We start from the raw sequence: 315 nt of genomic DNA, 5'->3' as shown, positions 1-315 counted from the left end.
CCGGCCACCAGGCCGACAAGCGCATCCTGGTGATCAAGCAGCCCATCGGCGTCACCGCCGCCATCACGCCGTGGAATTTCCCCACCGCGATGATCACCCGCAAGGCCGGTCCGGCCCTGGCCGCCGGTTGCACCATGGTGATCAAGCCCGCCAGCCAGACCCCGTACTCGGCCCTAGCCCTGGTCGAACTGGCCGAGCGCGCCGGCATTCCCAAGGGCGTGCTGAGCGTGGTCACCGGCTCCGCCGCCGAAATCGGCGCCGAGCTGACCGAAAGCCCCATCGTGCGCAAGATCTCCTTCACCGGCTCCACCGAGA

At 68.9% G+C, this 315-nt stretch carries 1 protein-coding gene; it reads left to right on the top strand.

Translation table 11 applies throughout. The features are described 5' to 3' along the window. Positions 1-315: aldehyde dehydrogenase family protein (locus QMX82_RS25730; RefSeq protein WP_282288817.1), on the top strand; the 315-nt coding region annotated here is incomplete at both ends.

Source organism: Pseudomonas sp. PS02302 (assembly GCF_029959585.1).
Taxonomy (GTDB): Bacteria; Pseudomonadota; Gammaproteobacteria; order Pseudomonadales; family Pseudomonadaceae; genus Chryseomonas; species Chryseomonas aestiva.
The sequence above is the reverse complement of the archived record's forward strand: the minus strand, read 5'-3'. Positions and strand labels throughout refer to the sequence as shown.